Source organism: Streptococcus sp. 263_SSPC, assembly GCF_001071995.1.
Lineage (GTDB): Bacteria > Bacillota > Bacilli > Lactobacillales > Aerococcaceae > Granulicatella.
On sequence record NZ_JVNU01000025.1, the window covers coordinates 82,338 to 101,761 of the forward strand.

The following is a 19,424-nucleotide window of genomic DNA, read 5'->3' on the forward strand; positions in this document are numbered from 1 at the left end:
TTTCTTAGCAACTTTCTTAGATTTTATTTAAGATTCACTCTCTTCCAAATTCCAAGGTTTCACAACTGTGATATGTTCCATCAATGCTTCTTGTCGTCCAAGTTGCTCCAAGCGGGCCTTACGACGTTCTTCGTAGCCGCTGCAGATGAATTTCTCTTCGTCGGTTTCTGGAACGATGGCATCCACTGTAAAATCCGTTTCACCGTCACGAGGAAGAGCCACAAATGTCCAAAAGCTTGTCGCTGCTAAATAGCGTTCGCCGTTCAAGACATCTTCTCCGACCACTTTACAGAAAACTTCCATACTCTTCTTCCCTGTCCCTGAGATATACGTCTCTACGCAGACAGAATGCCCTAATGGAAGTGGTTTTAAATAGTTCATTGCGTCCACCGATGCCGTTACCGCAAGACGGCGACAATGACGAGATACGGTAATCGACGCGCAATCATCAATAATTCGTGTTAAATTCCCTCCGAATAGCGTGTTATGCATATTCACATCGAATGGAAAAATTCTACGCGCTTGAATCGCACGTGTTTGGCTACATGTTTTTGTACTCATTTGATTAGCTCCTTGGATAGTTTACTGTTCTATTCTAACATGAAACCAAAATGCGTTCAAAGACACTAGATTAACTGTGATTTCTACGAATTCTTCGGATTTTATAAGTGTTCTTCTCTCTTCCACACTAAAAGCAATATCCACATCCGTTATTTTTTCTTTGAGCGTTTGGCCTCGTGGATCAGCTTCAACGCTCTCTTTCTTGTTTTGATGTTTGGGCTCTTCATTTGACGATAAGCCGTTGCTAAATCTTGTTTCATTTACCTTACCTCCTCTTTTACCAGCTTGCTTTTTGAACACCTGGAATCAATCCTTGATGCGCTAATTCTCTAAACTTAATACGAGACATTCCAAATTTACGCATCACACCTCTTGGGCGACCATCGATTTCATCGCGACGGTTGAGGCGGTTCGGGTTTGCATCTTTAGGGAGTTTTCTTAGCCCTTCAATATCTCCAGCTTGCTTTAATTCGTATCGTTTTTCAGCGTAACGTTCGATGAGCGCTTGCTGTTTTTGATATTTTGCAATTTTAGATTTCTTTGCCATTTTCTTCTCTTCTTTCTAAATCGAAATAATTACGTTTTACATTGTATCAATTGTTCTTTTTAAAATCAAGTGGTTTACCTTAACAAAAAAAGAGAGCTTTTTTCAAAGCTCTCTTATTTTATATTTGGATTCTAAAAATTAGTCGATTCCAACTTCTTTGCGAACAACGTCAGCGATACGTGTTACGTAGTCGTGAACGAGTTCATCTGTTGGGGCTTCCACCATGACACGAACAAGCGGTTCTGTACCACTTGGACGTACAAGAACGCGTCCGTTTCCTGCCATTTCTGCTTCAACAGCATCGATGACTTCTTTAATCGCTGGAACTTCCATCACGCCATTTTTATCGCTCACACGGATGTTCACTAATTCTTGTGGGTAAGTTGTTACTTCACTTGCTAATTCGCTTAATGATTTACCAGTTTGTTTCATTACATTCATTAATTGAATTCCTGAAAGTAAGCCGTCCCCTGTTGTGTTTAAATCAAGGATAACGATATGTCCTGATTGTTCTCCACCGAAGTTGTAGTTGTTTTTACGCATTTCTTCAACAACGTAACGGTCACCTACAGCTGTTTGAAGAGCAACCATGCCTTCCGCTTCTACCGCTTTATGGAAACCTAAGTTACTCATTACAGTTGATACGATTGTATCTTTGCTGAGCGTTCCTTGGTTCTTGAAATGTTTACCAAGGATGAACATGATTTTATCGCCATCAACGATTTCGCCATTTTCATCTACTGCGATACAACGGTCGCCGTCTCCATCGAAGCTTAATCCAAGGTCTGCGCCTGTTTCTTTCACAAATGCCACTAATGCTTCTGGATGTGTTGATCCAACGCCATCGTTAATGTTCACGCCGTTTGGTTTGTCTCCCATTGTGTGGAAGTCTGTGTCTAAGTCAGCGAATAGACGTGTTAACATTGAAGCCGTTGCTCCGTTTGCACCGTCTAAAGCGACTTTCATGCCTGATAATGAATCCACTGTATTTTGTAGGAATTGGCTGTATTTCAATGTTCCTTCTAAATACTCATCCACTGTTCCTAATGCATCTGTAGAAGGACGTGGTAATGTGTCTTCCTCAGCATCTAATAATGCTTCGATTTGTGCTTCAGTTTCGTCGGTTAATTTGAAACCGTCTGAACCAAAGAATTTAATTCCGTTATCTTGCGCTGGGTTGTGTGACGCTGAAATCATAACCCCAGCTACAGCCCCTTGCATACGTGTTAAATACGCAACACCTGGAGTTGGAATGACTCCAAGTTGCATGACTTCAATCCCTACAGAAAGTAATCCTGCGATTAAAGCATGCTCTAATAATTGACCTGAAATACGAGTGTCACGACCCACTAATACGCGTGGATGTGCGTTTCCTTCTGCTTGTTGCAATAAAACGTAACCGCCGTAGCGACCTAGTTTAAATGCTAATTCAGGTGTTAATTCTGCATTCGCTACTCCGCGAACGCCATCTGTTCCAAAATATTTCCCCATTGTGTTGTTCTCCTTCACCCGTTATTGGGCTTGTGTTGTTTGTTCTTTTGTGGTTTCTGCCGGTTCTTCTGTTGTAACAGTTTGTGTAGTCGACGCTTCTGTCGCTGTTAAACTGTTATTTGTCACCGTAATTGTAACCTCGATAGTTTCAGGTGAAATGCTATGCACCCCTGAAGGCAGCGTCAACGTAATTGTTTTCGTTGTCGACTGCGTAATATTGCTCACGTCCACCACTACAGGGATAGCCGTGATTTGGTCTAAGCTCGATTTAGCTCCTAAAATTGTAACTTGCTTAGTAGTAGAATTCAATAAATATGAATAGCCTGGTGACTTCCCTGTCGTTGTTAAGATTAACGGAACCGTCTTTTGACTCGATGAAATTGGCACGCGAACTTGCACGCGTTCTGGATCAATTTTCACCGCTACAGGTTTGCCTGTTGCGTCGAGCGCTTGTAATTGAGCCGTAGTCGTATAGTCTGTTTTCGTTCCTTCAGGAATCGCCACATTTGCGACTACTTTATCCACTTGGTTCACGATGGATGTTGCTGCTTTCACCGTTACAGTGGCTGGTGAAGCGACTCCTTCGCCGACTTGATAGCCATTTCCAATACTTGAAGCATCGGCCTTCACGACAACTGGAACTTCCTTCGTTGTGATTTTTTCGATGTTAATTTCTACTGTTTCTGGAGACACGATTCCATGAACTCCTGTCGGTAATCCTGTCACTTCCAACGTAATCGTATGTTTTCCTTCTCCTAATTCAGACAAATTAGGCGTCTTCACACGATAGGTACCATTGCCTGTTGTGCTTAAAATTAAGCTATTTGGGCCTTCCAGACGTAGCGCAACAGAATCAGGTAATCCTGTTACGGCATATTCATCACTATTGATATCCACATAGATGGGTACATTCGTAATCGTATTTGAACTTGATTGTGGATTTAATGATGATGACCGCAAGCCCCCATTTGCATCCGTTGCTAACGCGAATAGGAAGATGGTTAAAATAAACGACATCACTAGTAAGAATGATTTACGATTCATCCATTCAGCCATTTGTACGACCTCCTTTGAAGAAGTCACGGACCCAACGGACAATCGTTGGTTCTGCATCTCCTTGGTCTTCAACCACTAACTGTTCAGATAGAACGGCAACTAATTCGCTTGAACTTAACTCGCGGTGTAATTTCTCACGAATCGCAACGCTGACTTTCCCCGTTTCTTCAGAAATGATGATTGTAATCGCATCGCTCACTTCACTAAGTCCGATTGCGGCACGGTGACGCGTTCCTAATTCTTTCGGAATCATTTTATTCTCAGAAAGTGGCAAGTAGCACGCTGCTGCTGCAATCTTGTAGTCACGAATAATTACTGCCCCATCGTGAAGCGGTGTGTTTGGAATGAAAATATTCGTAATCAACTGATTCGAGATATCTGAATGAATCGGAATCCCTGTATTGATAAACTCTTCCAATGAGTTACCTTGTTCAATCGAAATCAACGCCCCGATACGACGTTTCGCCATATATTGAATCGCTGTATTCAATTCGGAAATCATGACTTCTGCTTCGTTAGCACTTTCGTATTTACGAGAGAAGAAGTTCGAACGACCGATGTGCTCTAACCCGCGACGAATTTCCGGTTGGAAAACGATTAGTGCCGCTACAACTCCCCATTGAATCACGAAGTTCATAATCCAGTCCAAGGTGTTTAAGCCTAGGAAGAAACTAATAAACTTAATGGCTGCGATTACCGCAATTCCCTTCATTAGGTTAATCGCACGAGTTCCTTTAATAATGACTAAAATATTATAGAGTATATACCACACAATCAGAATATCAATCAGATTGCGAAAACTCCCCCATGAAAATAAACTGTTCCAATTTATTTGCATAAAGTTAACCTCTCTTCCACCAATATGTACCTTTCTATTATAGCACAGATAGCACCTAAACTAAAAAGTGCACGATTATTAATATAACAATAAAAAACAAGTGAGTTAAAACGCAAATGTTCTCACAGAATTCGGAAAATAATAATTTACAAAAACGCTTACATATGTTAGACTGAGCTTGAAATACCACTACAAAATAACATCCATTCAAAAGGAGGATCTATAATGAAAGACGATCGTAAAGGATATATTTTTGCTGGAGTTTTAGGTTTGCTCACTTATTTTGTAGGAAGCACCATTTACTATCTTTTAACTCATTAATCACAGACACTCTCTACAATGATATGTTTGGAAATTACCTAAGACAGTTACAGGAGGTCTAGAATAAAAGAAAATAAGCGTTCATCCTTTTCAAGATGAACGCTTATTTTCTTTTATACTTCCTCAACATTCGCAATGTAGTAAGAATATCCACCCGTCACTGCGATTAAAATAATCATAATCATCGTTGCGACAAGGATGGCAACATTATTTCCCATGAAGATTCCTGTAAGCATCATAAGGATACCTGCCACTACAGAGGCAATCCCGAAGAAACGTTGCGTTTTACGGAAGGCTACGTCATTGTTTTTCAACCATGAAGCACGGAATCCGAAGTGTTTTGAATTCTCTTTGATTTTTGGCGCTAGATTTCCAACAAGGATAAAGAATACCCCTAGAATAAATGTTAGGAAACGGCTCATTTGCGCGCCGACTGTCATTCCGCCTAGGTATAACCAGAATTGGAAGTACGCAATGACGTTCAATAATAGTAAAAGAATCCAGCTAATCGAGCGAGCTGTTCTCACATTGCCCCCTGTTAGTTTTGGAGATGAGCTCGCAACACGAATCCCAAACCCAAGAATCGCTACAAGAATTGGGAAGAGAAAGATTGAGAATCTGCTTGCTGTTGCCGTCACATTTCCCGCTATGTCCATGCGCGATACAATCGTTTCAGGTAAGAACCATACCACAAAGAGTGATACAACGAGTGGTGCGAACATCAATGCGAGATAGGCATATTTTTTAAATTGTTTTACTTGTTCCATGTTATTTTCCCCCAATAATTTGATTGATCCATACAATCGCTTCGTCCAGTACAGTCAAATTCAATTCATAATAAATAAAGTTTTTATAGCGTGTTTCGTAGATTAAATCAGCGTTTTTTAGCTTTCTAAGGTGATAGGATAAAGCTTGCGGCGTCATCCCAATCATCGTGGCAAGGTCACCGGTGTTGGTCTTCCCTTTTCGCAGGATTTCCAAAATCTGGCGACGCGTTTCATCAGAAAGAGCGGCCATTACTTCGTTCACTGCCATGATCTCATCTTCTTTCTATTTAAATTTATCTTTAATTAGAGTATACTCTTGCGATTCATAAAAAGCAATAGTTATTTAAAAATATTTTTTAATAACTTTGCTTGTAAAAGATGACACCTTCGGTTTCTTACGGATTATTTTATCATCGCTGTAATGTTGTACCGGTTCAAGCCTTCGTCTTTCACCTTCGAAGCTTCAAACGCGGAGTAAGGGACAATCCCTACTCCGCGTAATTCACATTCGATACCCTTTCGCATTACTGCGATGATAAAATCCGTAAGTTCCTTCGGTATCATCTTTTTAAATTTGTTATTCTCTTAAATTAAAGTGCGTCGCTTAAGCGGGCGAACTCTTCAATCGTCAGTGTTTCGGCGCGTCTTGATGGGTCAATACCTGCAGCTTCTAATGCAGCAGCTAAGCTTTCTTTTGTATGGCCATTTCCAACGTAAGCTTTGGCTAAATTATTCCAGAGCGTTTTACGACGTTGCACGAAGCTGTTTTTCACGAGCGCGAAGAATTTCGCTTCGTCTTTTACTTCCACGAGTGGGTTTTCGCGACGTTTCAATACTAAAATCGCAGAATCCACATTCGGAGCTGGATTGAAGACCGTCTTCGGCACGATAAATCCAATGCTTGCCTCGCAGAAGTATTGAATCGCAATCGTCAGTGATCCATATGCCTTCGAATTTGGCTCAGCCGTCATTCGTTGCGCCACTTCCTTTTGCATCATCATCGCAAAACCATCGATAGGCAATTTCGATTCCAATAAGTTCATAATGATAGGCGTTGTAATATAGTACGGCAAGTTGGCCACGACTAATAATGGCTCGTTAATGTCGAAATGTTCTCCAATGACTTGCTCTAAGTCGACGTCCAAGATGTCCCTATGAACCACCGTTACATTATCGTATGGGGCCAATGTTTCATCGAGCACCGGCAACAAACGGCCATCGATTTCAAACGCCAGCACTTGTTTAGCTTCTCTTGCTAGACGTTCGGTCAATGCACCAATCCCTGGTCCGATTTCAATAACATTTGTCGTTTTGTCGACTCCTGCCACCTCTAGCATACGCGTTAAAATATTCGGTTCAATTAGGAAATTTTGCCCTAGACTCTTCTTTACCGTTAGCCCATGACGTTCCATAATCTCGCGCGTTCTTTTCGGCGTCGCGATATCCTTTATTTCATTCATTTTTTCCTCATTTTCTAAGACAGCCTCGAGTGCCGCCCTTAATTGTTCTTCTGTAATACCAAATAATTGTAATCTTTTCGAGAACTGTTTTCCATTCGTATGGCCAATTTTTAGAAAATCCGCCACCTTTTGACGTCTCGTTGCTGAATCTGGTCGTCCGATAAACCCTAGCGCCATCAGTGTTGCCTGCGAAATCACTGGTTCTCCTGTTTCTGTTGAAATCTCATGCACCGATTCAAGCGCTCGCTGGATGGCTTCGGTACTCGCGTGTTCCACCCCAAGACTCTTATGATTGTCTTTTCTGACGGCTTCTTCGCGTTCGATAAAGGCATGTTTCACGCCTGGTACGCGCTCTTGAATGATGTTGCGAATACGAGTTCCAGGATAATCAGGGTCCGTAAACACAATCACTTCACGCGTTTGAAGCGCCTTTTGAATGAGCGCAATCGTTTCTTCGTCAATCGCAGAACCGTTTGTTTCAATCGTCTCGATATCCGGATAGATTTCTCTCAAGCGTCTTGTATCGTCTCGCCCTTCTACGACAATGACTGGATTCATAGCAAGCCTCTTTCTTCCATACGGAATAGCTTGATGGCATTCTGTGTTGTTTGGGCCGCCACTTCTTCCCAAGTAAGGCCGCGTTCTTTAGCAATCGTTTCAACGACATAGCGCGTATAGCCAGGTTCGTTTCTCTTTCCACGGTAAGGCACGGGCGCTAAATACGGTGCATCGGTTTCCACTAACATACGGTCGAATGGAACTAATTTTGCACATTCGCGTACTTGCGGCGCATTTTTGAACGTCGTCACACCGCTAAAGGAAATATGCATGCCTAAATCTAAGAAACGCTTCATAAATTCCACGTCGCCATTATAACTATGCATAATGCCCCCGATGTCTTGAATACCTTCTTCTTTTAGAATCTTGTAGCAATCTTCTGTCGCATCGCGATTATGAATCACAATCGGCAATTTCATTTCTTTAGCAATCGCGATTTGGCGACGGAACACCTTGTCTTGTTCCTCGGGCGTTGAATCTTTCCAATAATAATCTAGACCCATTTCCCCCATCGCGACCACTTGCGGATGTGTCAAGCGTTCCTGCAGCCACTCTTCGATTTCAATATTGTATCGATAGGCTTCGGTTGGATGCCATCCGATAATCGAAACCACTTCTTTGAACTCCTCGCTAAGCTCCAGACTACGCGTAATCGTATCCGTATCGAATCCCACCACCGCAAAGCGCGTCACGGCTAATTCCTTTGCACGCGCGATGACCTCTTTTTCTTCACCTTCAAACGCAGATACATTTAAATGCGTATGCGTATCAAAAATCATAATTTCGCCTCTTATCTTGTTGCGCCATTTAAGAATGGGTTTGTCGCAATTTCATCTTTTAGCGTTGCTGGTTCCCCGTGGCCTGGGAAAATCACTGTTTCCGCAGGTAATGGCAATAGGTATTTGTGGATGCCTTCCATTAATTCTTTATGGCTTCCGTATGGGAAATCACTACGTCCAACGCTGCCTTTAAACATCACGTCTCCACCGATGACGAATCCATTTTCTCTAAAAATAAAGATGGTTCCACCAGGAGAGTGCCCTGGAATGTGTGCTAATTCTGGTTCAAAGCTTCCGATTTTCCATTTGCCCATTTCTTTAGGGAAATAACCGTCCGCTGGCTTCACTGTGATATTTTCGCCAGAGTAGTATGAACGGTTCAATTCTGGATCGTGTAAGAACACTTTCTCCAACTCATTCATATACATTGGGATATTGTACTCTTCACGAAGCGCGTCAACGGCTCCGATATGGTCTCCGTGCGCATGCGTTAACACAATCGCTACAGGCTTCAATCCTTCTTCTTTAATTAGTTCTTTGATGTCCTCGGCTTGTGCACCTGGATCAAAAATCACTGTTTCTTTATTATCATCAATTAAAAAGTAGACATTTTCTTCTAAACGTCCTACTGGAATGCTTAATAACTCCATTTGTATTCCTCCTTTAGGTCTCCTCTTAACTCTACATAAAATAGTGAGTTCTTGCAATCAAAAAACGCCCAAGCATCATGCTCGGACGTCTGTTGATTAATCATTGATTAATTTTTTCAAATCGATGGCTTTGTTTAATGCCGTCATCAACGGAATACCCGCTAATAATACGACGATTTCACCAAAGAATGTTTCGCCATAGCTTAACCAGAATGGTAATTCTAGCGCTAAGTTCAATTCAATCGCTACTAAGAAGATCATCACACTGAAGACACCTGCTAAAACAAACATACGTGTTTTAACGTCTTTCACTGATTTGAAGATCAATGCGCTGATAGCGAATGAAACAATAGAATGTCCTAATCCGAATACTAAGTCATACCAACCTAGACCAGACGCTGACATAAATACTGAGTTGACAAGTAATACACCGGCAACCACACCGATCCCGTATTTTTTGTCAAAAGCGAATAAGTGGTTCAACATTTCCGCAATACGGAATTGAATATTTCCAAATGACATAAATGCTGTTAAAGATGTTACGACCACATATAGCGCTGCGACGATTGCGTTAATGACAATCAATTTTGTTTTTTTATTTTGCATGTTACTGCCTCCTAGTTTTTTATTGAGGGATGGTTTCGAACCTCATCGGCAAAAAAATCGCCACGAGCTATTGTACTACAAACCGTTTCAGATTGGTAGTCATAGCATTAAAAAATAGAGCAACAGAATGATTTTCCAGTTGCTCCATGCTTTCTTACCATTTTTCTCTTCCTACAGGTTCAAATAATGTTACCTTTTCGGCTGTAGGTTCTCCCTCATACTCTGCAAACAAGTCTTGAATGGTTACTTCTTCATCCTTAAAGTCATTCATTTCGTTCTTTTTTAAATCATCCATTACTCAAACCTCCTTTTTCGCCTTTATCTTACCATAAAAGCTGTCACCCTTCTCCAATATAGTCTTTGAATTTCTTCTTGCACCGCTTGTGAGCTCCCTTGATGGACGTGACCGATTTATCGAAATGGTCCGCCATCTCCTCAAAGGTCGCACCGTCCAATACTCCTAAAAATACATCTCTTTCAAAGCGGGAAAGGTGGTGGAAATATTCCTCCGCCTCTTCATGCAAAAGCACTTGCCGTTCGCATGAATCCACCGATGCCGAGAGCAATGCGAGTTCCGCCTTTTCCCCGCGAACGACTAACTCGTGTGGAATAAGCCGCTGCCGGTGTTCCCTACGCAGGCACTCCACTGCTAGATTCTTCAGGCAACGCTGGTAGTAGCCTGCAAACGAGACGGCATGATTCTCATCGTATTTATGAACCGCCCGAAGCATCATGATACGAGCCTCTTGCGCAAAATCGTCTTGATCCATTTCATGAAAAAAATAATGGTGATGAATGCTCATAATCAATGGGTCAAAACGCCGCAATAATTCGGTGATTGCTTCCTCTTCATCCTCCTTTGCTAAATGTACAACCTCTGCTAACCCTTTTCCTTCCATAATTTATCCTCCTAATTTAATGTCAGCTCTAGTATATCCGCCTAAATACACAAAAAACCTTGTCTTTCTCATAGAAAAACAAGGTTAAAGATGAATTGTTTGAATCGTTTGTTTTGAAAAGCCCACGCCGGATAAATTCCTGCCCCGTATTCAAAGAGCTATAAGACCTATTCCTTTTCTCCGACCTTCTTGAAATAATGAACACCATACGTTTGGAAGAAATCGACTTTCAATTGTACAAATCGTTTCAAATCGCGTAATAACTGATACAATTGCGCACGTTTTTCGAACTCACGACGTGTTTGTGGTAGTGGCCGTTCGCGAAATTGTTCCAACAAGTCTTCAATGTCATCGATTAATTGACTCGCCGTATTTTGTTCTGCTAACTGCTGTGCGGTCTGTTTAAACATCCCCGACAGAATCGCCATCTCTTCTCCGTCCCAGCGGAACTCGTTTAAGTTAGCAGCCATGATTTCCAAGAGCTTGCTTTGATCGCGGCGCATTTCGAAATATTGATAATCGTAAGTCACTTCTTTGGTTAAATGATTCTCCGCTTCAAGGCGCACATATTCGCGTGCCTCGCTCAACTTTTCCTTCAACAACTGAAGCACTTCGCCATCATTTTTTCCATTTCCAATCGTCAGGAATCCCGACATCTTCAAGAGAACTTCACGCATTTTATCCTCGATTTCCTCTCGGACACGTTCGATTTCTTGGCGATACGACGGCATATACCAGTTCAGTAAAATCGCCACGCCGGCCCCAATGGTGACCAGCAAGAGTTCATTGACAAAAAGTTCGAAAGTGAGTTGTTGCTGCGTCCAAAGATGAATCACAAGGACGGTACTCGGCGCCACGCCGATGTCCACTTTTAAAAGATACGCTAAAGGAATGTAGCAAAGAAGATACAAACCAAAACTCGTCACGTCGAATCCAAAAACAGCGAATATCCCCATTCCGATCACAAGCGCTAAAACGGCTGCCGCAAGCCTTTGACCGGTTGCCGCAAGCGAAACTTTCTTCGTGTCCATGACACTAAGAATCGCAATAATAGCTGCTGCGGATGGTGTCGATAACTGAAGGGCCTGTGCCACAAGTAGCGCCACAAATGCCGATACAATGACCTTAGCAATTTTAAGCTTCATGCCTTTCTCCTTTCATGACTCTATCTTTTACTACGCAATGTCCTTCAAGCGTTAGGAGCGCGCGTTTTCGCTCCACGCCTCCTGCATAGCCTGTTAATGCTCCTGTTGTGGCTACGACGCGGTGGCACGGTACAAAAAGACTGACGGGGTTTCTTCCGATGGCTGTCCCCACCGCACGCGAGGAAGTCTTTCGTCCTAGCTTTTCACCGACACGTTCGGCCACGTCTTTATACGTCCACACGGTTTGATAGGGAATTTCTGTTAAAATGGCCCACACCGCTTTTTGAAAGGCTGTCCCTCCTACAAATGCAATTGGCACGGCTGAAGTTACATCGCCCACTCCTTGGAAATAGTCCTCCAGCGCCTGTTTCACATTCTTCCACAACGGCAACGAATCGTCCCATACTGGGCCTTCCACAAAGGCGCACTCGTATTTTTGCCCTGCAAACCAGAATCCCGTCAACGACTGACCGTCACTGGATGCAATTACGGTTCCTAATGGTGTTTCTATCTTCGTTAAAACCGCCATGGCGCACTCCCCTCGTTTTTCATTACAAATCTATTTTTCTATTATATAATATTTTCTATCGAATGAAATAGGAAAGGAACACATTCATGCTCATTAACGAAGCCGTTTTACATATTTTAGATAAAAATTCAGGAAACTTACTCTTATCACAAGCCCCACTGCAACTGGGCGACCCATTTCTCATTGAATACATTACAAAACTCGTGGATAAAATCAAAAAAGGCGACCCGCATATCGGTCAATTGGCTGCAGACGAACCGCTTCTTGGGTATTTGGCAGACGAAGGCATTTCTTTCTTAGAAAAGACGCAACAGTTAGCCGATAAGCTCTTTGCTCTGATTGCTCCAGCAGAAGAAATCGGACCAGCAGACTACTTATTCTTTACAGGAACAAGCGATACAGGCGGCACCCTCTTTGGAATGATTCGCCTCGATTACAGTTCAAAAGTCACTCACTTTGTCGATTACGAAGGCGAAGCCGTTAGCAATACGATTTTACAAAATCACGCTATTTTGCCAAACGCGACGCAAAAACCTTCGGAAGCTTTCATCGTGGATTTATCAAACGGAAACTACCACTTAATCGAGAAAAAAGTAGTGATTGAAGGCCAAAAGACTGCCTATTTCTCTGAAAAATTCTTAGAAATCACGGTGCCAGTCACAACGAAAGAGCAAATCAAGGAAATCAAAAAAACGGTCACTCATATCGCGAAAAAACACGATGAGGAACCGTACAAAGCGCTGGCAACGACGCAACAAGCCATCTTCCACCAGCTCGAAGAACAGGACGAAATCGACGCCGCAGCCATCTTCGACAAGGTGTTCGAGGAAAAACCGCTCGCACGTGAAGCCGCACAGTTGGCCATCACCGAAGAACGCGTTCCAGAAAAAATCGCCGTAACGAACGTGCCAAAATACGAACGCAAATATAGCAAGCAAAAATTCAAACTCGACAACGGAATCGAGATTACCATTCCAAGTGAAATCTACGAAAACAAGGAGATGGTCGAATTCATCAACAATCCAGACGGCTCTGTTTCGGTACTCATCAAAAATATCGAAAGTATCTTAAATAAATTTAACGCGTAGTGCGCCCATTCTATTATTATTTCTAATAAAAAAGCTTTCTACCTCAACTAATCTGAGGCAGAAAGCTTTTTGTCATTATTGTCTATTTAAAAACCAAAAAATTCCGAAATACTCCGTATAAAAATACATTCTAGTAACTGGTTTATTCGAATATAATTTAGCAAGTTTAACTAAAGCAAATGTTACTATCCAATATTGCGCTTGCATATCCTTAGAAAAAACTCCTGAAAAGAATAGTCCCATTTCTAAACAGAATTGTATCATTAAAGGTTGCCAAACTGTTCTAGATGGTAAATCCTCCCAGAGATATCGCCATAGTTTTTTTAGGAACATATTCTTTCATCTCCCATCAAGTACACCATTCACAAAACTATCTTCATTTCCTCAAGTTAATTTTATCACAAACTTATTTTAAATCAAGATGCTGAGATGTTATTTCACTTTTATGGAATAAAAAAACTGCTAATCTCCTGTGTTAGCAGTTCCTTGATTATTTAAACTCTTTCCAATCCATCTTTGTTAAATCGATGGTATCTTCTTGCTTCAATCCTAGGTCTTCTAGTTTGAATTGCATTTTTTCGAATTTCAAAGCATTTACTAGCGTCAACCCTGCTCCTTTTGGTTCCAGTTTGAACACTTTAGCATCTCCATTTCCTGTTCCAGACAAGAATTCAACTGTGTAGAGCAATCCGCCTTTGAAGAAACTAAAGGCACTTCTAGCTCCACCCGCTTCGGCAACGTAACTTTGATGCAAGATTTTTGGAGTCTTGCCATCTAAGTAGTACGCCACGACCGTGAATGGTTTGCCGTTTGCAGTATGTCCGATAAACAATTCATCCACTCCATCGTCGTTGATGTCATAGAATAAATATTGCAGCGAATCTTTTTGCTTATTCAAGCTGTTGGCCGCCCAATATTCAAGCGGTACATTGAGTTTTCCAGCCACATCAGCGCCTAGTTCTTTTACGGTACGGATATCTTCGAAGACTTTCGCATACAATTCCTTATTATCTGGTTTAGGCGCAACGGTTGTCGTAGTCTGCGTCGTTACTTCTGCCGTGGTTGCTCCTTGCGTCACTTGTGACTTCTCGGCTCCTGAGTCCTTCGTCTGTCCATTTCCACAAGCACCTAATACAAGTGCTAGTAACGTCATCATTCCTAAGTTGGCTCTTTTCATCGTTCTTCCTCCTTTGGCTATAACGGCTTCTTCAATGGGAGACCTGGTTTTCTTGGATACTTATTCGGTGTTTCCTTCGTCTTTAAAATCGTGACAACGTGACGGTTTCCGCCTTCATATGGCAAGTCGAAAGAGACATCCCCTTCTACTTTCCCGCCAAGAATCGCGATGGCTTTTTTCGCTTCTTCCAACTCCACTTCCGTATGCGCTGCTTTTAACGCGAGGAAATACCCCTGCTTTTTCACGAGCGGCATGCAAAATTCGCTCAATACACTGAGTTTGGCAACGGCACGAGCAGTCACCACATCAAACGATGCACGGAAATCCTTGTTTTGCCCAAAAGTTTCAGCGCGGTCATGGAAACACTGCACGTCTTTTAACCCAAGTGTCTCCACTAATGTATTCAAGAATGTAATGCGTTTATTCAACGAATCCACAATCGTCACCTTCAAGCCTGGGAAGACGATTTTTAGCGGAATACTTGGAAATCCTGCACCCGCACCCACGTCGCAAAGCGATTGGTCTGTCAATTCATGATGGAATCCAAGCGCCAATGAATCATAGAAATGCTTTAAATACACGCCCTCTTCATCCGTAATCGCCGTTAAGTTCATCTTCTCATTCCATTCCACTAATAGATGAAAATATTGGTCGAACTGCTTCTTTTGTACATCTGATAATGTAATCCCATGCACTTCTTGGAGTCTTTGATAAAATTCTTCTGGTTTCATACGCGCCTCCTTATTCTTGCACTTTCGCGATCTTTCCTTGTTCGATATAGACCATCAAGATCGATACGTCGGCTGGGTTCACCCCACTAATACGGCTTGCTTGCGCAATTGTTTCTGGTTGAATTAATTTCAAACGTTGACGCGCTTCGGTCGCAAGTCCATTAATCGCATCATAGTCGATATTAGCTGGAATACGTTTGGCTTCCATCCGTTTTAATTTCTCCACTTTTTCAATTGCTTTGGCAATATAGCCTTCGTATTTAATCGAGATTTCTACTTGTTCTTTCACTTCACGAGAGACTTCTACCGTTTCACCGGCAAAGCCTACTAATTCGTCATAGCTTAATTCTGGACGTTTCAACAAGTCGCTTAGAAGGATGCCGTCTTTCAATTCCGCAGATCCTTTTTCTGCCAAGAACGCTTGTAATTCGGCAGTTGGCTTCAAGCGAATCGATTGCATGCGTTTGATTTCGGCTTCAATCGCTTCTTGTTTTGCTTGGAAGTTGGCATAACGTTCATCGTCAATCAGTCCAAGTTCGCGTCCTTTTTCTGTTAAACGTAAATCCGCATTGTCATGACGAAGTAAGAGACGATATTCCGCACGAGAGGTCAATAGACGGTAAGGTTCTGTCGTTCCTTTTGTGACCAAATCATCCACCAATACGCCGATATACGCATCGCTTCGGCCAAGAATAAATGGCTCTTCTCCGCGAATCTTGCGCACGGCATTAATTCCAGCGTAAAGCCCTTGCCCCGCTGCTTCTTCGTATCCACTCGTTCCGTTCATTTGTCCGGCAGTGAATAGGTTTTGGATAAGTTTTGTTTCAAAAGTATTTTTCAATTGGTGCGGCACGACCACATCGTACTCGATGGCGTAACCCGTACGCATCATCTCCGCATTTTCCAACCCTTCCACGCTACGAATCATTTTGATTTGCACATCTTCTGGAAGCGAAGTCGATAACCCTTGAATGTAGACCTCTTCCGTATTTTCTCCTTCTGGCTCTAGGAAAATTTGGTGACGAGGCTTATCGCTGAAACGAACAATTTTATCTTCAATCGATGGACAGTAACGCGCGCCGACCCCTTCTACAATCCCTGTAAACATCGGTGCACGGTGTAAGTTCTCACGAATCGTTTCATGCGTCCCTTCATTCGTATACGTTAACCAGCAAGGAATTTGGTCGTAGCGGTAGTCTTCGTCTTTGGATGTAAAACTAAATAAGTTCGGCGTGTCATCCCCTGGTTGAATTTCTGTTTTACTATAATCAATCGATGAGCCTTTGATACGTGGCGGAGTCCCTGTTTTGAAACGCGCCAATTCAAAGCCTAATTCGAGTAAGTTCTCTGATAATTTAATCGATGGTTGTGAGTTATTGGCACCCGATGAATATTTCAATTCACCGATAATAATTTGACCACGAGAAGACGTTCCGGCCGTTAAGACAACCGCTTTTGAACGGTAGATGGCACCTGTATTCGTGATAACTCCTTTACATACGCCATCTTCAACAATCAATTCTTCCGCAATTCCTTGGCGTAAATCCAAGTTATCTTGTTTTTCGATTGTCTTCTTCATTTCTTGCGCGTATAAATGCTTATCCGCTTGCGCACGTAAGGCACGTACGGCAGGGCCTTTCCCAGTGTTGAGCATACGCATTTGAATATACGTTTTGTCGATGTTGCGACCCATCTCGCCCCCAAGAGCATCGATTTCACGCACAACAACCCCTTTTGCAGGTCCCCCTACAGATGGGTTACATGGCATGAAGGCCACCATTTCTAAATTCATTGTAAGTAATAATGTTTTTGCGCCCATACGTGCACTTGCTAGCGCCGCTTCACTGCCGGCATGTCCTGCACCGACGACAACTACATCATAATTTCCAGCTTCGTAAGTTGTTACCATAGTCTCTCCTTTACTTTCTTTCTCCATAAAATTCTACTTTGTGACTAACATATTCGCCTGCTTCATAATTAAACTTCGCAGAAAAGAACGGTTCCTCTCCTAAAATCCACTCTAGGAAAATGCGGTCTCCTTCCCAAGACGGTTTTTGGAGGATTTCATCGTAAGGAACCCATTCCAGTGTCCCTTCTGGCGAATCAATCAGCTCTCCTGAAAACTCCGTCACACGAAACACATACGTATACCAATCGTGCCCTGGGGTAAATTCCGGGAAGGTGATGATTCCTTTCATCTCCATCTTCGTAGCCTGCAGTCCTGTTTCTTCAATAATCTCACGCACGGCACATTCTTCTGGAGTCTCTGCTGCTTCGAGCTTGCCACCAACGCCAATGTACTTGCCCTCATGGACATCGTTTGGCTTCTTGTTGCGTAATAACAGTAAAAATTCTTTGCCATTGTCCAAATAACAAATGGTCGCTAGCTTCGTCATCAGCATTTCCTCCTTGTGCCTTTTGTTGAAAGAGTTATAACTTCAATTCTTTACAGATGCGCCCGAACCTTAGGGAACATCACAGCGCTCGAATAACGAGCGTTCACTCGTTCTATTGTTCTGTCTTAGCAAAGAGATAAAACGGAAATTCTTTTGGATTCTATAGTAGCAGTAATGGGGAATAGCAACCAATGTGAATTACTGACTCTAGGGTGTACCCCGTAGAGTCAGTTTGAAGCTTGGTAGGAATTGAGACGTAAGGCTCAATCCGATGCCCCATTACCGCTACTATGAAGATATCCGTAAAGAATTGAAGTTTTAGCTCTATTTACCCAAGCAGAACTGGCTGAACAATTGTGTTAACAGCTCGTCTTGAACAGTGTCGCCTGTGATTTCGCCTAAGAGATCCCAAGCGCGGGTAAAATCGATCTGGATTAAATCCACGGGCATGCCCATGTCGACCCCATTCGCCACCTCTTGCAACGCTTGTTCTGCCTTTTCAAGAAGCGCAATATGACGCGTGTTTGATAAGTACGTTGCGTCGCGCTCGTTCATTTGTCCTTGGAAGAAGTAATCGGCAATCTTTTCTTCCAATTGGTCGATGCCCTCTTTTTTGAGCATGGACGTTGTAACAATCTCGCTATCTGTCGCGAATTCTTTGACCTTATCCATATCGATTTTCGTTGGTAGGTCTGTCTTGTTTAATAAAATAATGCGTTTGAAGTCTTTCGTTTGTTCTAATAAGCGGAGGTCTTCGTCCATTAACTCTTCGCTTTGGTTTAAAATCAAGAGCACGAAATCCGCTTCATTTAACGCTTTACGGCTTCGTTCCACCCCGATACGTTCAACAACGTCATCCGTTTCACGAATTCCCGCCGTATCAATCAGCTGGAGCGGCACGCCTCGAACATTCACGTACTCTTCAATCGTGTCACGAGTCGTTCCAGCGATATCCGTTACGATGGCTTTTTCTTCGCGTAATAACACATTCAATAGACTCGATTTCCCTACGTTTGGACGTCCAACGATGGCTGTCTTCAAGCCGTCACGCAAGATTTTTCCTTGGCTTGCCGTGTTTAGCAACGCACGAATTCCTTGTGAGACTTGCTGCGTCTTCTCGCGCAACAGTTGCAAGGTCATTTCTTCCACATCGTCGTATTCCGGATAGTCGATATTCACTTCCACTTGCGCTAAGGTGTTTAAGATTTCTTGTCGTAAATTCTGAATTAACTTCGAGAGTTCTCCGTCGAGTTGGCGCATCGCCATTTGCATCGATTTATCCGTTTTCGCACGAATCAAATCCATCACGGCTTCTGCTTGCGACAAGTCGATACGTCCATTCAAGAAGGCGCGTTTTGTAAATTCACCAGGCTCGGCCAGGCGTGCTCCCATGCGAAGAACGAGTTGTAAGATGCGGTTAATCGCCACAATCCCACCGTGACAGTTGATTTCCACAACATCCTCACGCGTAAACGTCTTCGGCGCGCGAAGTACCGTCACCATCACTTCATCAATGACTTCATCGTTCTTTGGATCCACGATATGCCCATAGTGAATCGTATGACTTGGCTGTTCTTTTAATCGTTTGTCTTTCAATCGATACACTTCGTCGGCAATGCGAATCGCATCATCCCCACTAATACGAACAATCCCGATAGCCCCTTCTCCAGGAGCCGTTGAAATCGCCGCAATGGTATCAAATTCTGTCTGCATACTATCCCTCACTTCCGTTTCATTGCACAAAAAAAGTGCACACTCCACCCCTTCCTTTTCTAGGGTGGCTCGCACTTTGACTGCTAACCGATATTCTCAAAGAGATTATACA

At 42.8% G+C, this 19,424-nt stretch carries 22 protein-coding genes, 1 pseudogene and 1 riboswitch; of the genes and pseudogenes, 1 reads left to right on the forward strand and 22 read right to left on the reverse strand.

The features are described 5' to 3' along the window. Positions 1–27: 27 nt before the first annotated feature. The 17 genes and pseudogenes from ADH02_RS02935 to ADH02_RS03005 form a co-directional block, all read right to left on the reverse strand. The gene (locus ADH02_RS02935) at positions 28–561 is read right to left on the reverse strand and encodes an acyl-CoA thioesterase (RefSeq protein WP_048782472.1); all 534 of its coding nucleotides are present in this window, start codon (positions 559–561) and stop codon (positions 28–30) included. Positions 562–710: 149 nt separating this feature from the next. Continuing rightward, positions 711–821: a putative metal homeostasis protein gene (locus ADH02_RS09505; protein WP_160312857.1), complete on the reverse strand. Its 111-nt coding sequence runs from the start codon at positions 819–821 to the stop codon at positions 711–713. A gap of 17 nt (positions 822–838) precedes the next feature. Continuing rightward, the gene (gene rpsN / locus ADH02_RS02945) at positions 839–1,108 is read right to left on the reverse strand and encodes a 30S ribosomal protein S14 (protein ID WP_048782478.1); all 270 of its coding nucleotides are present in this window, start codon (positions 1,106–1,108) and stop codon (positions 839–841) included. A gap of 138 nt (positions 1,109–1,246) precedes the next feature. Beyond that, complete coding sequence (glmM, locus tag ADH02_RS02950; protein WP_048782479.1) at positions 1,247–2,599, reverse strand: phosphoglucosamine mutase; 1,353 nt, start codon at positions 2,597–2,599, stop codon at positions 1,247–1,249. Positions 2,600–2,620: 21 nt separating this feature from the next. After that, the gene (locus ADH02_RS02955) at positions 2,621–3,655 is read right to left on the reverse strand and encodes a CdaR family protein (protein ID WP_048782481.1); all 1,035 of its coding nucleotides are present in this window, start codon (positions 3,653–3,655) and stop codon (positions 2,621–2,623) included. Next, positions 3,648–4,493 carry a diadenylate cyclase CdaA gene (gene cdaA / locus ADH02_RS02960; protein ID WP_048782483.1) on the reverse strand — a complete coding sequence of 282 codons (846 nt, stop codon included), beginning with the start codon at positions 4,491–4,493 and terminating at the stop codon, positions 3,648–3,650. The genes ADH02_RS02955 and cdaA overlap by 8 nt, the downstream gene beginning before the upstream one ends. 434 nt (positions 4,494–4,927) lie before the next feature. Continuing rightward, on the reverse strand, positions 4,928–5,581 hold the full coding sequence (locus ADH02_RS02965; protein WP_048782486.1) for an SdpI family protein: 654 nt from the start codon (positions 5,579–5,581) through the stop codon (positions 4,928–4,930). Between the two features lies 1 nt (position 5,582). After that, complete coding sequence (locus tag ADH02_RS02970; RefSeq protein WP_048711185.1) at positions 5,583–5,849, reverse strand: metalloregulator ArsR/SmtB family transcription factor; 267 nt, start codon at positions 5,847–5,849, stop codon at positions 5,583–5,585. A gap of 322 nt (positions 5,850–6,171) precedes the next feature. Continuing rightward, on the reverse strand, positions 6,172–7,041 hold the full coding sequence (rsmA, locus tag ADH02_RS09580) for a 16S rRNA (adenine(1518)-N(6)/adenine(1519)-N(6))-dimethyltransferase RsmA (protein WP_048782581.1): 870 nt from the start codon (positions 7,039–7,041) through the stop codon (positions 6,172–6,174). A 39-nt stretch (positions 7,042–7,080) separates the two neighbouring features. After that, positions 7,081–7,599: pseudogene (gene rnmV / locus ADH02_RS09585) on the reverse strand (ribonuclease M5); the annotation flags it as partial. Next, positions 7,596–8,378, reverse strand: coding sequence for a TatD family hydrolase (locus tag ADH02_RS02980; RefSeq protein ID WP_048782490.1), 783 nt, complete (start codon positions 8,376–8,378; stop codon positions 7,596–7,598). The gene ADH02_RS02980 and the pseudogene rnmV, both read right to left, overlap by 4 nt. Before the next feature lie 11 nt (positions 8,379–8,389). Then, a complete protein-coding gene (locus ADH02_RS02985; RefSeq protein ID WP_048782492.1) occupies positions 8,390–9,028 on the reverse strand; it encodes an MBL fold metallo-hydrolase in 639 nt (212 codons plus the stop codon). 96 nt (positions 9,029–9,124) lie between these two features. Continuing rightward, entirely contained in the window at positions 9,125–9,634 is a 510-nt protein-coding gene (locus ADH02_RS02990) for a QueT transporter family protein (protein WP_048710722.1), read from the reverse strand. 5 nt (positions 9,635–9,639) lie between these two features. Next, positions 9,640–9,684: riboswitch (PreQ1 riboswitch) on the reverse strand. A gap of 104 nt (positions 9,685–9,788) precedes the next feature. Then, complete coding sequence (locus ADH02_RS09510) at positions 9,789–9,929, reverse strand: hypothetical protein (protein ID WP_160312858.1); 141 nt, start codon at positions 9,927–9,929, stop codon at positions 9,789–9,791. Between the two features lie 43 nt (positions 9,930–9,972). Next, the gene (locus tag ADH02_RS02995) at positions 9,973–10,533 is read right to left on the reverse strand and encodes a sigma-70 family RNA polymerase sigma factor (protein ID WP_048782494.1); all 561 of its coding nucleotides are present in this window, start codon (positions 10,531–10,533) and stop codon (positions 9,973–9,975) included. A 167-nt stretch (positions 10,534–10,700) separates the two neighbouring features. Beyond that, complete coding sequence (locus tag ADH02_RS03000) at positions 10,701–11,678, reverse strand: aromatic acid exporter family protein (RefSeq protein ID WP_048782496.1); 978 nt, start codon at positions 11,676–11,678, stop codon at positions 10,701–10,703. Beyond that, the gene (locus ADH02_RS03005) at positions 11,668–12,207 is read right to left on the reverse strand and encodes a methylated-DNA--[protein]-cysteine S-methyltransferase (protein ID WP_048782498.1); all 540 of its coding nucleotides are present in this window, start codon (positions 12,205–12,207) and stop codon (positions 11,668–11,670) included. The genes ADH02_RS03000 and ADH02_RS03005 overlap by 11 nt, the downstream gene beginning before the upstream one ends. Positions 12,208–12,293: 86 nt before the next feature. Here ADH02_RS03005 and ADH02_RS03010 point away from each other — a divergent pair, with 86 nt between their 5' ends. Beyond that, positions 12,294–13,295, forward strand: coding sequence for a nucleoid-associated protein (locus ADH02_RS03010; RefSeq protein ID WP_048782499.1), 1,002 nt, complete (start codon positions 12,294–12,296; stop codon positions 13,293–13,295). Positions 13,296–13,785: 490 nt separating this feature from the next. On the opposite strand, the gene ADH02_RS03020 is transcribed toward ADH02_RS03010, so the two are convergent. The 5 genes from ADH02_RS03020 to mnmE all read right to left on the reverse strand — a co-directional run bounded on the left by ADH02_RS03020 (position 13,786) and on the right by mnmE (position 19,312). Beyond that, a complete protein-coding gene (locus ADH02_RS03020; RefSeq protein WP_048782501.1) occupies positions 13,786–14,472 on the reverse strand; it encodes a hypothetical protein in 687 nt (228 codons plus the stop codon). A gap of 17 nt (positions 14,473–14,489) precedes the next feature. Further along, positions 14,490–15,203, reverse strand: coding sequence for a 16S rRNA (guanine(527)-N(7))-methyltransferase RsmG (rsmG, locus tag ADH02_RS03025; protein ID WP_048782502.1), 714 nt, complete (start codon positions 15,201–15,203; stop codon positions 14,490–14,492). A gap of 10 nt (positions 15,204–15,213) precedes the next feature. After that, complete coding sequence (gene mnmG / locus ADH02_RS03030; RefSeq protein ID WP_048782583.1) at positions 15,214–17,112, reverse strand: tRNA uridine-5-carboxymethylaminomethyl(34) synthesis enzyme MnmG; 1,899 nt, start codon at positions 17,110–17,112, stop codon at positions 15,214–15,216. Between the two features lie 10 nt (positions 17,113–17,122). After that, positions 17,123–17,599, reverse strand: coding sequence for an NUDIX hydrolase (locus ADH02_RS03035; RefSeq protein WP_048782504.1), 477 nt, complete (start codon positions 17,597–17,599; stop codon positions 17,123–17,125). A gap of 324 nt (positions 17,600–17,923) precedes the next feature. Further along, positions 17,924–19,312, reverse strand: a complete 1,389-nt coding sequence (gene mnmE / locus ADH02_RS03040) for a tRNA uridine-5-carboxymethylaminomethyl(34) synthesis GTPase MnmE (RefSeq protein ID WP_048782507.1) — start codon at positions 19,310–19,312, stop codon at positions 17,924–17,926. Positions 19,313–19,424 lie beyond the last annotated feature (112 nt).

What these genes read in the sequence shown, in the direction of transcription:
- ADH02_RS02935 (WP_048782472.1), bottom strand. Translation starts at nt 561, where the DNA reads ATGAGTACAAAAACATGTAGCCAAACACGTGCGATTCAAGCGCGTAGA.
- ADH02_RS09505 (WP_160312857.1), bottom strand. Translation starts at nt 821, where the DNA reads ATGAAACAAGATTTAGCAACGGCTTATCGTCAAATGAAGAGCCCAAAC.
- rpsN (WP_048782478.1), bottom strand. Translation starts at nt 1,108, where the DNA reads ATGGCAAAGAAATCTAAAATTGCAAAATATCAAAAACAGCAAGCGCTC.
- glmM (WP_048782479.1), bottom strand. Translation starts at nt 2,599, where the DNA reads ATGGGGAAATATTTTGGAACAGATGGCGTTCGCGGAGTAGCGAATGCA.
- ADH02_RS02955 (WP_048782481.1), bottom strand. Translation starts at nt 3,655, where the DNA reads ATGGCTGAATGGATGAATCGTAAATCATTCTTACTAGTGATGTCGTTT.
- cdaA (WP_048782483.1), bottom strand. Translation starts at nt 4,493, where the DNA reads ATGCAAATAAATTGGAACAGTTTATTTTCATGGGGGAGTTTTCGCAAT.
- ADH02_RS02965 (WP_048782486.1), bottom strand. Translation starts at nt 5,581, where the DNA reads ATGGAACAAGTAAAACAATTTAAAAAATATGCCTATCTCGCATTGATG.
- ADH02_RS02970 (WP_048711185.1), bottom strand. Translation starts at nt 5,849, where the DNA reads ATGGCAGTGAACGAAGTAATGGCCGCTCTTTCTGATGAAACGCGTCGC.
- rsmA (WP_048782581.1), bottom strand. Translation starts at nt 7,041, where the DNA reads ATGAATGAAATAAAGGATATCGCGACGCCGAAAAGAACGCGCGAGATT.
- ADH02_RS02980 (WP_048782490.1), bottom strand. Translation starts at nt 8,378, where the DNA reads ATGATTTTTGATACGCATACGCATTTAAATGTATCTGCGTTTGAAGGT.
- ADH02_RS02985 (WP_048782492.1), bottom strand. Translation starts at nt 9,028, where the DNA reads ATGGAGTTATTAAGCATTCCAGTAGGACGTTTAGAAGAAAATGTCTAC.
- ADH02_RS02990 (WP_048710722.1), bottom strand. Translation starts at nt 9,634, where the DNA reads ATGCAAAATAAAAAAACAAAATTGATTGTCATTAACGCAATCGTCGCA.
- ADH02_RS09510 (WP_160312858.1), bottom strand. Translation starts at nt 9,929, where the DNA reads ATGGATGATTTAAAAAAGAACGAAATGAATGACTTTAAGGATGAAGAA.
- ADH02_RS02995 (WP_048782494.1), bottom strand. Translation starts at nt 10,533, where the DNA reads ATGGAAGGAAAAGGGTTAGCAGAGGTTGTACATTTAGCAAAGGAGGAT.
- ADH02_RS03000 (WP_048782496.1), bottom strand. Translation starts at nt 11,678, where the DNA reads ATGAAGCTTAAAATTGCTAAGGTCATTGTATCGGCATTTGTGGCGCTA.
- ADH02_RS03005 (WP_048782498.1), bottom strand. Translation starts at nt 12,207, where the DNA reads ATGGCGGTTTTAACGAAGATAGAAACACCATTAGGAACCGTAATTGCA.
- ADH02_RS03010 (WP_048782499.1), top strand. Translation starts at nt 12,294, where the DNA reads ATGCTCATTAACGAAGCCGTTTTACATATTTTAGATAAAAATTCAGGA.
- ADH02_RS03020 (WP_048782501.1), bottom strand. Translation starts at nt 14,472, where the DNA reads ATGAAAAGAGCCAACTTAGGAATGATGACGTTACTAGCACTTGTATTA.
- rsmG (WP_048782502.1), bottom strand. Translation starts at nt 15,203, where the DNA reads ATGAAACCAGAAGAATTTTATCAAAGACTCCAAGAAGTGCATGGGATT.
- mnmG (WP_048782583.1), bottom strand. Translation starts at nt 17,112, where the DNA reads ATGGTAACAACTTACGAAGCTGGAAATTATGATGTAGTTGTCGTCGGT.
- ADH02_RS03035 (WP_048782504.1), bottom strand. Translation starts at nt 17,599, where the DNA reads ATGACGAAGCTAGCGACCATTTGTTATTTGGACAATGGCAAAGAATTT.
- mnmE (WP_048782507.1), bottom strand. Translation starts at nt 19,312, where the DNA reads ATGCAGACAGAATTTGATACCATTGCGGCGATTTCAACGGCTCCTGGA.